At 67.1% G+C, this 13489-nt stretch carries 10 protein-coding genes; 6 read left to right on the forward strand and 4 right to left on the reverse strand.

From position 1 onward, the window contains the following. Window positions 1-409 precede the first annotated feature (409 nt). The 3 genes from LK06_RS19140 to LK06_RS19150 are packed head-to-tail and all read right to left on the reverse strand — an operon-like array spanning window position 410 to window position 3779. Window positions 410-1648 carry an ABC transporter permease gene (locus LK06_RS19140; protein ID WP_039654037.1) on the reverse strand — a complete coding sequence of 413 codons (1239 nt, stop codon included), beginning with the start codon at window positions 1646-1648 and terminating at the stop codon, window positions 410-412. Further along, window positions 1645-2376 (reverse strand): ABC transporter ATP-binding protein, encoded by a 732-nt coding sequence (locus LK06_RS19145; RefSeq protein ID WP_052270011.1) that lies wholly within the window; start codon window positions 2374-2376, stop codon window positions 1645-1647. The genes LK06_RS19140 and LK06_RS19145 overlap by 4 nt, the downstream gene beginning before the upstream one ends. Continuing rightward, the gene (locus LK06_RS19150; protein WP_234367451.1) at window positions 2373-3779 is read right to left on the reverse strand and encodes a hypothetical protein; all 1407 of its coding nucleotides are present in this window, start codon (window positions 3777-3779) and stop codon (window positions 2373-2375) included. The genes LK06_RS19145 and LK06_RS19150 overlap by 4 nt, the downstream gene beginning before the upstream one ends. 91 nt (window positions 3780-3870) lie before the next feature. On the opposite strand from LK06_RS19150, the gene LK06_RS19155 reads away from it, so the two are divergent. Both LK06_RS19155 and LK06_RS19160 read left to right on the forward strand, forming a co-directional pair. Further along, entirely contained in the window at window positions 3871-4626 is a 756-nt protein-coding gene (locus LK06_RS19155) for a response regulator transcription factor (RefSeq protein ID WP_039654061.1), read from the forward strand. Continuing rightward, window positions 4623-6431, forward strand: coding sequence for a sensor histidine kinase (locus LK06_RS19160; RefSeq protein ID WP_234367452.1), 1809 nt, complete (start codon window positions 4623-4625; stop codon window positions 6429-6431). Before LK06_RS19155 ends, LK06_RS19160 begins: the two co-directional genes overlap by 4 nt. A gap of 13 nt (window positions 6432-6444) precedes the next feature. On the opposite strand, the gene LK06_RS33295 is transcribed toward LK06_RS19160, so the two are convergent. Further along, window positions 6445-7332, reverse strand: a complete 888-nt coding sequence (locus tag LK06_RS33295) for a hypothetical protein (RefSeq protein ID WP_159025153.1) — start codon at window positions 7330-7332, stop codon at window positions 6445-6447. A 1384-nt stretch (window positions 7333-8716) separates the two neighbouring features. On the opposite strand from LK06_RS33295, the gene LK06_RS19175 reads away from it, so the two are divergent. The 4 genes from LK06_RS19175 (at window position 8717) to ltrA (ending at window position 13124) form a co-directional block, all read left to right on the forward strand. Then, window positions 8717-9154, forward strand: coding sequence for a hypothetical protein (locus LK06_RS19175; RefSeq protein ID WP_234367453.1), 438 nt, complete (start codon window positions 8717-8719; stop codon window positions 9152-9154). Between the two features lie 67 nt (window positions 9155-9221). Continuing rightward, window positions 9222-9791, forward strand: a complete 570-nt coding sequence (locus tag LK06_RS19180) for a hypothetical protein (protein ID WP_159030172.1) — start codon at window positions 9222-9224, stop codon at window positions 9789-9791. Between the two features lie 376 nt (window positions 9792-10167). Next, entirely contained in the window at window positions 10168-11142 is a 975-nt protein-coding gene (locus tag LK06_RS19185) for an IS3 family transposase (RefSeq protein ID WP_159025314.1), read from the forward strand. A 545-nt stretch (window positions 11143-11687) separates the two neighbouring features. Next, window positions 11688-13124 (forward strand): group II intron reverse transcriptase/maturase, encoded by a 1437-nt coding sequence (ltrA, locus tag LK06_RS19195; RefSeq protein WP_086082975.1) that lies wholly within the window; start codon window positions 11688-11690, stop codon window positions 13122-13124. The last annotated feature ends 365 nt before the right edge of the window (window positions 13125-13489 follow it).

The raw sequence follows: 13489 nt of genomic DNA on the forward strand, positions 1-13489 counted from the left end.
TCAGACTAGGACAACCGGTGACACTCCGGAGGCCAGTTCAGGAGGAAGCTGGCTTCGGGCGGACATGGCGCAGGCACGTGAGACCGTCGGCATGCCCGGGGGCTTCGTGTTGTTGAGTCGGCCCGGGGCGCGGTGCCGGGACTGATCCCGGTCCGTTTCCCCGGACCGCTCGCCGAACCCGCCGTACCGATCTCTCGGTAACGGGCTCTCCACGGAGTCTGCCGTCAGGCAGTGGCGGGCCAGGGCTTGGGATCTTGTTGCCCCGGTAGGTGTAGCGGGAGACCGTCACAGGCCGGTCCCCGGCCGCCCTCCGCCCAGCTGCCGGACCGGGAACGCGGCGGGCGGCGCCGGATGGCGACCGTCACCGCCGTCTACGACGCCGCGTCTCCGCTGGGACGGTCCGCCGGTTTCAGGCGGAGGCGAGAGCCTCGGTGGGGGTGAGGCGGGATGCCCTGATTGAGGGGTAGACGCCCGCCGTCACTCCGACCAGGATGGCTCCGCCGAACCCTTCGGCCACCGTGGCGAGCGGGATGACCACGGGCCAGTGCTGGTAGCTGACGTAACCGATGGTTGCCAGGATGCCGAGCACCACGCCGGCCAGTCCGCCCAGTGCGGACAGGATGACCGACTCGGTCAGGAACTGGTTGCGGATCTGGCCGCGGTGGGCGCCCAGCGCGCGTCGCAGGCCGATCTCCCGGCGGCGTTCGAGGACGGAGATGACCATGGTGTTGGCCACGCCGATACCGCCGACCAGCAGGGCGACCCCGGCCAGGCCCAGGAAGAGAGCGGAGAAGTTGGCCTCGGCTTCGCGCTTCGCGGCCAGCGCGTCGGACGGACGGCTGACCTGCACCATGCCCGGTAGCTGCGGGTAGACCGTGGCGGGCAGGACGTCCCGGACGGCCTCCATCGCGCTTTCTCGGGCCTTGACGTAGACGACGGTGGGGTGCCCGTCGAATTTCAGCTCGGTGCGGGCGGCGTCCCAGCCGACGAGGACGGAGCGGTCGATGTCCGGGGAGAGCGGTGTCGTGGTGAGGATGCCGACGACCGTGAACCAGTGATTGTTGATGAAGATCTGCGGACTCGGCTGACCGGGGCGCAGGGGCTCGATGCCCAGCCGGGTGGCGGCGACCGAGCCGAGGACCGCCGTGGGGAACTTCTCGCCCGCGGAGGTGAGGAAGGTTCCCGAGCTGACGGAGGCGTTCAGCGCGGGGAGCAGGTTGGTCCGGCTCGCCAGAACGGTGAGACCGGAGTAGTCGTCCGCAGCGATGCGGTCGGAGCGGTGAACGGTGGCGTGGGTGTTGGCGACGGCGCTCGTCATCGTCACGGGACCGATGCGGGCGACCATGCGGTCCGCATCGGGCGGGAACAGGATGGGCTGATCCTTGTTGGGCTGGGACTGCACCTTGAGCATGTTGGTGCCCAGGGCCGTGAGCTGGTCCAGCAGTGCCGCACGGCTGGAGGCCGGGATGCCGGTGACGACGATCATGGTGGCGATGCCGATGGAGATCCCGAGCGCCGACAGCGCGGCCCGCATCGTGCGCGTGCGGACGCCGAGCAGGCCCAGACCGAGGACGTCCAGCGGGCTCAGCCGTACGGGCCTGGTGGCCGCCTCGGCAAAGGCCGTAGGGGCTGTGGAGCTTGGGTTCATGACGGGTTTCCCCCGCGGGTGTCGGCGACGATGCGGCCGTCGCGGATCTCCACCCGTCGGGGCAGGCTCATGGCGATGTCCGTGTCATGGGTGATGACCGCGATGGTGGCTCCCTCACGGTTCAAAGAGGTCAGAAGGTCCAGCACGGCCCGGCCGTTGGTGCTGTCCAGCGCGCCGGTGGGCTCGTCGGCCAGGACCAGGGCGGGGTTGTGCACCAGTGCGCGGGCGATGGCGACGCGCTGCTTCTCACCGCCGGAGAGCTGGCGGGGCAGATGCCCGGCACGGTGGGCCAGGCCGACCCGGGCGAGCGCCTCCAGCGCGAGCGGGCGGCGTCGGCGGCGCGCCACTCCGGCGTAGAGCAGGCCGGTCGCGACGTTCTCGGCGGCGGTCAGGCCCTCGGTGAGGTGGAACTGCTGGAAGACGAAACCGAGCAGGCGGCCGCGCAGCGCGGAAAGACGCCGGTCGGAGAAGACCGTCACGTCCTGGCCGCCGATCTCCACCACACCGTCGGTCGGCCGGTCGAGGGTGCCCATGATGTTGAGCAGCGTGGACTTGCCGGAACCCGAGGGGCCCACGATGGCGAGCAGTTCACCGGTGTTGACGGTCAGTGAGACGTTGTCGAGGGCCTTGACTCCGCCGGCGTACGCCATGCTCGCGCTCCGGACCGCCAGGACCGGTCCGGAACCGGTGTGCAGGGGCGCGGGATTGGCGGGTGCGGCGATGGTCATGACGTGGTCACCACTTTCGTGCCCGGGCCGATGCCCTCGCCGGTGATCTCCACCTGTCCCTTGGCGAACAGTCCCGTCTTCACCGCCACCAGGTGGCCGTCGGGAAGCTGGACGGCGTACCCGCCTCCGCTCAGCGCGAGGAGCGCGCCGACCGGTACGGCGAGCACGCCCTTGCGGGTGTGGGTGCTGAACTGCACCTGGACGGTCGCGGAGTTCAGGCGGCTCACCGCGTTGGCGTTGCTCAGAGTGACGGTGACGTTCACGCGGGAGGTGCCGGACGCGTTGCCCCCTGAGCCCGCGTCCCCGGACTGCACCGTCGTGCTGATGGCGGAGACGGTACCGGGTGTCGTGGAGTTGTCAGGCAGGACGACGGTCACCTTGTCACCGCTGTTGATCGAGCCGACCTGGGTCGGGTCGACCGGCACGGTCACCAGCTTGACCGTGTTGGTGACCGACAGCAGCGTCCCGGTGGCCGGGTCGCCGGGCTGTGCCTGCACCGCGCCGACGCGCACCGCGCCGCTGGTGACGTACACGTCGCCCGGCCCGAGCACCCCGGTGGGGGACATGCCGACGTGGGTCTGCCACTTCTTGACGGCCGAGATGAGGGAGTCGGTGAGTACGGCTTCTCCCTTCTTGAGCTGGGTGTGGACCGTGGCAGGGGCCGAACTCGCCGGGGCTCCCGTGCCCGCCGCACCGCTCGGACCTGCCGGTGCCGAAGGCTGATGCGACGGACCGGTCTGAGCCGAAGCCTGACGCACCGAACCGGACTGCTGCGCCGAACCCGACTGAGCCGAGGAGGGTTGCGCCGATCCGGAATGAGCCGGATCCGTCTGCTGCACCGGTTCATCGATCCAGGAGCCCGGCGCGGGCTGGGTACCGACGGCGTACCCCAGGGCCTGCAGGTTGTCGGCGATGACCTTCACGTCCCGCCCGGCGACGCCCTTGGTGTCGAGCGTACGGAACAGAGGTGTGGAGCCGTAGAACACGGGCACCGGACGATCGTCCAGCCGGTACAGAGACTCGCCCCTGGACACCGTGGCGCCCACGCCCGGCAGCTGGGTGACCACGCCTTCCTTGCCGCCCTTGACCGTCACCGCCCGGCCGAAGCCGAGCGACCCCTGCAGCGACAACGCGTCAGACAGATCGGTCCTGACCACGGCCACCGTCGCGTTCCGCGATGCGCCGTTCGACACTGCGCCGGTCTGCCGGTCGTCACCGCTGCCTGCGATCAGACCGACACCGGCCCCGCCCACCGCGAGAACCACGACGAGCGCGATGGCCAGCCGCTTCCCTCTCCCGCCACTCCCTTCGTTCCCGTCTTCCGGGTCCTGGAGCTGCGGTGGCTCGGCCGGGCCATGTTCCATGCGGTGTTTGCGGACGTGCCGCAACAGATCGGGGGACATGGCGGCCATCGTGACCGAGCGATGTGAGGACGCTGTCAGATCGGCATCAAAAGCATGTTCGAGGCTCCGCGGGTAACTTACCGTGGCGCTTGTGTGCGCACATATTTTGGTGGCCGAGGACGACCTCAGGCAGGCCACGGTCATTCGCCGCTACCTCGAGCACGAGGGCCACACCGTCGTGATCGTCCACGACGGGGGCTCTGCCATCGACGAGGCCCGCCGCCACCGACCTGATCTGCTGGTCCTGGACGTGATGATGCCCGTGGTGGACGGACTGCAGGTCTGCCGCGTGCTGCGCCGGGAGTCCGAGCTCGCCATCCTGATGCTCACGGCCCGTAACACCGAGGACGATCTCCTACGCGGGCTGGGGCTGGGGGCCGACGACTTCATGACCAAGCCCTACAGCGTCCGGGAGCTGATGGCCCGTATCCGGACCCTGCTGCGGCGGGCCCGGCGCACGGCCGAGGTCGAGGCGGAGCCGGCAGAGGAGACGGTACTGCAGGTCGGCGCCCTCACGATGGACGCGGCACGGCACGAGGTCAGACTCGGCGCACGGCGCATCGAGTTGACAGCGGGTGAGTTCCGGCTGCTTTCGGTCATGCTCGCCGCGCCGGACCGTGTCTTCACCCGCCGGCAACTGCTCACGCACACCCGGGGCGCCAACGCCTTCGTCACCGAGCGCACGATCGACGTACATATCCTCAACCTGCGCAAAAAGATCGAACCCGTCCCCCGGCGGCCCGCCTATCTGCTGACCGTCGTCGGCGTCGGCTACAAGCTGACCGACGGCTCGGGCACCGCGGACGGCCCGGACAGCTTCCGGGCCGAGCCGCGGGGCGAGCGGTGAGGATCGGCACCCGCCTAGCCGGAGTCCCACTGCACAAGAGCCTGCTGACGAGGTTGCTGGCCGCGTCGTTGCTCATCGCCGTGTGCGCCCTGTCGGCCACCGCGTGGCTCGCGGTGCAGACGACCAGCAGTGTGATCCGTAAGCAGAGCGGGCAGGCACTCACCGACGACGTCACCGTGTACCGGACCCTGATGGACTACGCGGCCACCCATCCGCGGTGGGACGGCGTCAACCGGACGGTCAAGGAACTCGCCGTGCGCACCCACCGCCGTATCGCGCTGCGCGATCTCCAGAGCCCCGGTGGCAGGCTGATCGCCGACTCTTCCCCCGGTGCGGCCGGGCCGAACTCCGCTGAGGCGCTCGCGGTCGTGGACCCCCTCCAGACCGATCCCGCGCTGATCCGCGACACCAGTGCGGACCGCATCTACCCCAAGGCGCTCGGCCCGTTCCGGCTGCCGCCGGCGGAACGCCGACAGCTCGTCGCCACGGCGAAGAAAGGCGTGGATTGCGTGCGCGACAGACTGCAGCTCCCCGTCGCCGTCACACTGGCCGATGTCCCCGGCGGGCGGCCCCGGATCCAGATCTCCGGGAGCGGCGACATCCAACTGAAGGCCTCGCTCATCTGCCAGCTGTACCGCCTCGACGCCCCCACACCGACCGAGTCCGCGGCCCTCGCCCATCTCAATCAGCTGATCACCGGCTGTCTGCAGCGCCAGGGCCTGCACACCGTGAAGCTCGGCCTCGATTTCACCCCTGCTCCGCCGGCGGAAGACGGCGCCTTGGGCACAGCCACGCAGAACTGCATCGACACAAGCCGCCGCGAACAACTCGCCCCCTACGTCGCACCGGCGGCGCGGGTGTACGTCAGCGAGTCGAGCGGCTCGGCCGCGGTGTCGCGGTTCGACTTTTCCGCGGCCAACGCCGCCCGGATCGCCGGCGTCACCGCGCTGGTACTCGTCGTGACCACGGCGGTGACCGCCGCTGTCGGCCTCCGCATGGTCAGGCCGCTGCGCGCGCTCACCGACGCGGTTCGTCTGCCGGGACAGCCGTACGTCCCGCTGCCCGTGGCGGCGAACGACGAGATCGGTCGTCTCACCACGGCGTTCAACGACCTATCCGCGTATCGCGAGCGCATGGAAGAGCAGCGCAAGGCGATGGTCAGTGACATCGCCCATGAGCTGCGGACCCCGCTGACCACCATCCGCGGCTGGCTGGAGGCGACGCAGGACGGCATGCTGTCGGCCGAGGACGAAGTGACCGCCTCGCTGCTGGAGGAGACCCTGCTCCTCCAGCACATCGTGGACGACCTCCAGGTCCTTGCCGCGTCCGACGCCGGCACGCTCGAACTGCACCTGGAGTACGTAAAGGCGGGCACGATCCTCGAGCACGCCGCCACCGTATACGGGAGCCACGGCCAGTCGGCAGGGGTCGCCCTCGAGGTGTGCGCCGAGGGCGATGTGTGGACGTTCGCGGATCCGCTGCGGCTGCGGCAGATCGTGGGCAACCTGATCTCCAACGCCCTGCGGCACACCCCGGCCGGCGGCACCGTGTCCCTGCGCTCCCGACGCGAGGGCAACACCGTACTGATCGAGGTCGCCGACACGGGCAGCGGCATCTCCCCGGACGACCTCCCACGGGTGTTCGACCGCTTCTGGCGCGCCGAGCGCTCCCGCAGCCGCCAAACCGGCGGCAGCGGACTGGGCCTGGCCATCGTGCGCCGACTGGTCGAAGCACACGAGGGCGAGGTCACCGTGACCAGCATCCCCGGCACCGGAACCACCTTCACGCTCCACCTGCCGGCATGATCCGCCCAGCGGCCTACTTGTTCCCGCCGAATGCCTTGATCTGGCACGTGCGTACGGCGTCGCCGAATCCAGGAGCATTCATCTCATCACCGTGAATGAGCCCCCAGAAGCCACTCTGGGAGTCCACCTCACTCTTGATGCCCTTGCCGTTCATGCACTGGACCATCGCCCGCGTGTCGTCGGCGAAGTGGGGGTTCTTGGCCGGATCGAGCTCCGGGGGCTGGAGCGGCTCCTTGGAGTGGCAGGCTTTATCGGCCGCCCAGGGTTTCCCGGACTTCCTGGCCTCTATCATCTTCTGCTTCCAGTCCGGACCGTCATGTTGCCTCAGACAGGATTCAAAGCTCTCCCACATGCGGTCGATGTCTTCCTGACTACTGTCCAACCGCACCTGGGGACGCCCCGCGTCCGGGTCCGCCGTGCCGCTAGGCTTCCCCGCCGACCCGGACTTCGCCGCCGCGCCGCCCCCCTGAGAGGGCAGCGAAGCGACATCCTCGCCGGCGCCTGAGGCACTGTCTGACGTGCTGCCCGAGCCGCCGCATCCGGTCAGGAGCGCAACGGCGGTCATGCCGGCCGCGACGAGCAGGGTGTTCCGCGTGAGACGACGGGGGCTGGGCGCTGTTCGAGAGGTTCGCGTCTGCATGGCGCCCATCGTTCCCGAGCGATGTTTGCTCCCTGTCAGTGCTCTGTCAGAGTACGGTTCGCTCCAGGATGCCCGATTCGCGATGCGGTCTGGATGCGATGCCGCGGGTGATTGACGCAGAGCCGCTGCGGCAGTTGTCGTCGTCGGGTTGCCGTTGTCTTTGCTGGTCAGGGGTAGGGTTTCCTTCTGACGGTGCCATTTTGATGTGGTGTGTTCGGGGGCGAGGAAGTGTGAGTCGTCGCCATCGGCGATCGCCTGCAACTGCAGGCGATCGGGCCCGGCAGGTGGCCCACTGCCTGGTCCACTGCCTGGTCCACCGCCTGGTCCACGGGCTGACGCTCACCGAGAACCGCCGCCAGGAGGACGCCGCCGAACGCGCCGCGCTGGAGATATGGCGCACCGGCGACCACGCACTCGCGCTGCAGCTGCTCGCGGAAGGCGACCGGGTCCACCCCACCGAAACCGCCGACGAAGCGCGTTCACAGATCCATCACCACCTGGGACGAACTGCGGCGCCAGCACTGGCCGGACGCGTACGACCTCATCGACAACCTGGTGGCGCTGGCCGCCCGCAACAGCGATGTCGACGCCCTCAACCCCGGGGCACAGCAGCTCCGCCGGGTCGCTGGCGAACTCGGCGCCGAGCACACCTACGCGCTGCCCGGCGTCGACGCCCTCACCCTCGCGGTCGGCGACGTCGTACGCGTCCGTCAGAACGACCACCGGTCCCGACGGGGCGGAGGCCCGGACGTGCTCAACGGATACCGCTCCATCATCACGGTGATCGACGCCGACCACAACGTCCAGATCAGTTGGCGAACGCCCGATAAGGCCTCGCAGAGCGCGGGCCACGAGTCGACCTGGGTGAAGACAGATAAGATCGTCAGCGGCGCGCTCTCCCTCGACTACGCCCTGACGATCGCCGCGAGCGAGGGCCTGACCTGCCATACCTCACTGATGTACGGACTCGGGCCAACGCCTTCGCCACCTACCCCGACATCACCTGGGCAAGGAAGCAGAACCACCTCTGGCTGCCGCTGGCCGCCATCGAGGACGAGCAGACCCAGGCCCAACTCGCCGAGGCACGCAGCGAGAAAGAGCTCCTGCAGCACGCCATCCGAGCATTCGCCGGGTTCCTCGCCCAGTCGCGGGCGGACAGCATGGTGTCGACCTCCTGCGCGAGCTGCCGGCCCCGGCCGTGCTGCAGGCGCTGCGCCAGGAGCCGGATCCATTGCGCCGGACGCGGCCTCGTTGAGTGGTCTCGACCTTGGTGTTTGCCATGATGTGGAACCTACTGACGGCTAATGTCACGGCTACGACGACCAGCGCGCCTACCTCAGAGAGGTAAACGCGCTGGTCAGACCTGGTGCCACCCCCGGCAGGATTCGAACCTGCGACACACGCTTTAGGAGTTCGATCCGGAGTCCGTGGACTCGGTGATGCTGACCGTCTTCCCAGCCGCATAGAGACGCTTGCGTGCGTCCTTGTCTGATGTCGTTGATGTCAGGCATGGATGTCAGCGGGCCGTTCTGGGGGCAGCGAAAGCGGCCAGCCGCTAGGGTCGCGCGCATGGGTGCCACGACTGCCGCCATGGTCACTGCCGTCTTGGAGTGCTCGGCACGCTCCTGGCGCCTGTGATTACGACTTGGACGACACGAAGCGCCAGCGAGCGGAAGAGAGGCAGGCCGAGGAGGGAAGACGGGTCTTTGAGGAACGGCGCGCTGCGTACAGCGCTATGAACCGCGCGTCCCGTCACTTCCACACCATGCTGAAAGACGCCCTCCATCGCATGCGAGACGGTGTCTACACCGACGACGACCGCGCCCAGGTCGAGGAGGTGCGGCGGGACTACCGGGATCGCTACGCCGAAGCTCAGATGATTGTCCCTGAAGCGGTACTCAGGGCATCTCGCGAGTCGAACGTTGTCCTGGCCGCGATCGACGCTACTGCCAAGCGCATTGATCGGGGTCTGGCTCGGGAAGGAGGGAACGCGGATCAGGCACTCATCGACCTGAAGGCTGCAGAACCCGCACTGACCGCCATGCGCCGGATCATGCGTGAGGACTTGGGCGTGTCTGACTAGCCCTGTCTTGCCTACGGGACCGCTTTGTCCCGAAGTAACTTGGGTGGGTGCTCGACCTGGAGCCGGTGTGCCTCTCACCTCCTCCAATGGTCTGTCGCTGTGCGCGAGTGTTCGCCGTTGTACGTCGCTGTTGTCTCGCACTCAGATACTCACCGACAGGAAGCAGGCGCCGAGGTGGCAGGTTGATCGTGTGGTGATCCCTGGATATGAGGACGACCCTCTTGCGTTCAGTGAGGAATTGCTCGGCCTTCCCGGTTTCTGGCCCGCGCACTTGCTGTGGCTGGCCGAAGGGGAGGACGTGGATCCTGAGCCAGGATGGTTCGGCGTCGATGGCGCGGACACCGAGGAGGCCTACAGGACTCTCACTGACCCGGCTGCCTGGCCTGTCCTCCGGTTGCCCTTGCAACGCGGACACACCGTTCTGATCGTCTATCGCAACTTCCCCGAGGACTGCGGGATCGACTACTACCTGACCGATCCCGACTGGGATCGACCACGTTCGCTCGGCAGTATCGAGGGCCACTTCGCCGGCCCCGGTCTCGCCTGGCACGAACTGGTCTATGTCGCTCGACATCCAGAACGAGGTAGGGCGATCGCGGGCCTGACCTGGGGATTGCCTACTTCGGGCGGCGCGTGACGGCACACCCCCGACGAACCCCGATTCCCCGTGACTCCCGCCCGTTCTGGCACGGGAGCGGCACGGTACCTGTGTCACCAGGATTCGGCCTGTATGTACAATATGATCACCTCTGCGAAGAACCAGATGCAGAACACCAGACATGCAAGCCACAGTCCCCATAAGACCCAGCGGGCCTCTCTTCGTATGCGCATGAGCGGATCATCTCCCGTTGCGGTCCTGGCCCTGTTGCCGGCCCCAGTCCTCCCCACCTACTCCCAACTTCCCATCCAACGGCGTGCAGTTGACAACGGCGAGAGGTCGGAGCCGACCGGCCTGTCCCCGAGTCGCATAGCGCTCGGCTCATGGCCACCGGCCCTTCCTGTGTGTGGGTGCCTTGATCACGACAGCTCGGGTCCGGACCTGGCGTACGGCCTGTCTGGAGCAGACCGGTGAGCCGACCGTGGTCAACGCGTACCAGATCCTGCGGGCGATCCTGAACACGGCCGTTGATAACGAGCTGATCTGCAGAACCCTCACCGGACACGACTGCAAGATCGCCCCCTCCACCTACTACGCCCACCACGAACGACGGAGCACGCCGTCGGCCAGGACCGTGCGGGATGCCGAACTCAAGGAACAGATCAGCGAGGTCTTCGAGGCCAACTACCGCGTCTACGGGGCCAGGAAGATCTGGCGTGAGCTGAACCGGCAGGGCCACCACGTGGCCCGTTGCACCGTCGAACGCCTGATGCGCGAACTCGGCATCACCGGAGCGGTCCGCGGTACACGCGTGATCACCACGCTGCCCGGCGGGCAGGCCGAACGGGCACCGGACCTGTTGGACCGCGACTTCGTCGCCGCCGCCCCGAACCGCTGCTGGGTCGCGGACTTCACCCACGTGAAGACCTGGGCCGGTGTCGTCTACGTCGCCTTCGTCGTGGACACGTTCTCCCGCCGGATCGTCGGCTGGTCCGCGGCCACCGTGAAGGAAACAGTCTTCGTGCTGGACGCCCTGGAGATGGCCGTGTGGCAACGCGACCGCGAACAACACCCCGTTCAGCCAGGCGAGTTGTTACACCACTCGGACGCCGGGTCGCGATATACGAGCTTCCGGCTCGCCGAGCATCTGGACGCCGCCGGCATCGCCGCCTCGATCGGCTCGGTCGGCGACGCCTACGACAATGCCCTGATGGAGAGCACGATCGGCCTGTACGAGACCGAGCTGATCAAGCCCCAACGGCCCTGGAAGTCGCTCTCCCAGGTCGAGTTGGCCACCGCAGAGTGGGTCGACTGGTACAACCACCGAGTGCGCCACGAGGCGCTAGGAGATCGTGTGCGGGTGCGAATCCCCACCGCCGGACCGCCGTAGAGGCCCGGTTGAAGCTGGAGGCAGTCCAACTCAGGGAACGCTGAGGAGGGCGGGAAGCAGCCTCGACAACGTCGGGACGAGTCGGCACTGCCAGACGGCTCGGGTCCGGCTAGCAAGGCCAGAAGGCGTAACGAAAGTGAATCAGCGTCCGAAGTCCCGTAACAGTACCTCCCGGCTCCAACCTGGCGGATATGGGCCGGGGTTGCAGTACGCGACCCGTCCTCCAAGGAGATGGGCCGACTCTGAAGCCGCCCGCGGTGAAACGGCTCAGAGGCCACGCTGAATACCTGCGGTGTAGGCGTGGCGATGCTGCCGGGATAGAGCTGGACGCCGACCTGGCCGAACGACTCCTAGTGAACGTGGGAACCACTCCCGGTCGCCCTCTCGCCGGACATCCGGTGCGGTGATGGGCAGGCCCGTTGTCGGCTGTTGGCCGTGGAGTGGGGCGGAGGCCCCGTAGTAGTCCGAGCGCGCGAAAGGCGCGTACACGGCGAAGGGGGCCAGCAAGTCAGCAGGGAGGGAACTGGAATGCCGGGAGGGCGTTGGTGAATACCGACGAACTGGAGTGGGCCTTGATGAAGGCCGAGCGCCGGGTACTGGAGATCCAGACCAAGCTGCACCGTTGGGCCGTAGATGATCCTCATCGGCGGTTTGACGACCTGTACAACCTCGTGACCGACCCCGCGTTCTTGCTTGTCGCATGGGACCGGGTTCGGAGTAACAGGGGAGCCAAAACCGCTGGGGTGGACGGCCGTACGGCTGCGTCCATTTCGCTGCAGCAGGGCGTCGAGGGTTTTCTCGGCGCGCTGCGTTCCTCTCTGAAGGATCGCAGTTTCCTGCCGCTTCCGGCACGGGAGCGACTGATTCCGAAACCGGGGTCGACAAAGCGTCGACGCCTGGGAATCAGTACGATCCGCGATCGGGTGGTGCAAGCATCCCTGAAGCTGGTGATGGAACCAATCTTTGAGGCAGATTTTCTTCCGTGCTCGTACGGATTCCGCCCCAACTATCGGGTCCACGACGCGGTGTCCGAGGTAAGACACTTGACTTCCCACTCTTACGAATGGGTGGTTGAGGGTGACATCCGGGCCTGCTTCGACGAGATTGCCCATCCGGCCCTTATGGACCGGGTGCGCCTTCGGATCGGGGACAGACGCGTCCTGGTGCTGGTGAAAGCCTTTCTGAAAGCGGGCATCCTCACGGAACACGGCTCGTTGAAGGAGAGTAGATCCGGTACTCCGCAAGGTTCGATCCTGTCGCCGTTGCTCAGCAACGTCGCCCTCGCCGTCCTGGACGAGCACTTCGCCCAGGCGCCAGGAGGGCCAGCGTCTACACCTAACGAGCGAGCGAAGCGCCGTCGCCGCGGTCTGCCTAATTACCGGCTCTGCCGGTACGCGGACGACTGGGTGATTGCGGTTACTGGCACGAAGGAAGACGCCTACACCCTCAAGGAAGAGGCAGCACAGGTGCTCAGCAGAATGGGGCTGCACCTGTCAGAGGAGAAGACCCTAATCACCCACATCAATGAGGGCGTGGACTTCCTGGGGTGGCGCATCCAACGCCATCGCAAGAAGGGCACGGACCGATGGTACGTCTACACCTACCCAGCCAAGAAGGCACTTCACGCCGTCATGGCCAAGGTCAAGACGATCTGCCGACAGGTCAACACAAACCAACCATTGGACGAACTCCTACGCCGACTCAACTCGGTGTTGCGAGGTTGGACCATGTTCTTCCGGCCGGGGGTGTCTAGCGCTACCTTCCAATACCTGAGCGCCTACGCATGGCGTCGGGTCATCAAATGGATTCGTAGCAAGCACCGCCGAATGAACTGGAAGGAACTGCGTCGCCGTTACTGCGGTGGCGAATGGTGGCCCAGAGGGCAGGAACGGGATCTATTTGACCCGGCAAAGGTGCGCACTACGCGTTACCGCTACCGAGGATCACGAATTCCGTCCCCCTGGCCGCTGGCGATAGCATGAGGACCGGACGCGGGCCCGAACTGGGGCTTGTGGAGAGCCCGTTGCGTTGACGAGGCGCACGGCGGGTTCGGAAGGCGGTCCGGGGAAACGGGCTGGTCGAAAGGCCAGTACCGCGCCCCGGGCCGACCTTACAGACTCCACGGTGAGATAGACCACGTTCCGCCCGTCGAATACGAGACCAATCACTACAAGCAATCCGCGAAACTCCAGGTCACAACCATAATCTGAGATTTCTACCGAACCCGGGGCGGTTCACCCCGGCTCATGAGGCGTTCTGGTCCGCGGCCAAGCACGGCCTGGGCGAGAGCGAGGGGACCAAGGCCCTGGTTCACGTCCTGCTGCTGCACCGCCACCTGCAACACCGC

It is taken from the genome of Streptomyces pluripotens (genome assembly GCF_000802245.2).
Lineage (GTDB): Bacteria > Actinomycetota > Actinomycetes > Streptomycetales > Streptomycetaceae > Streptomyces > Streptomyces pluripotens.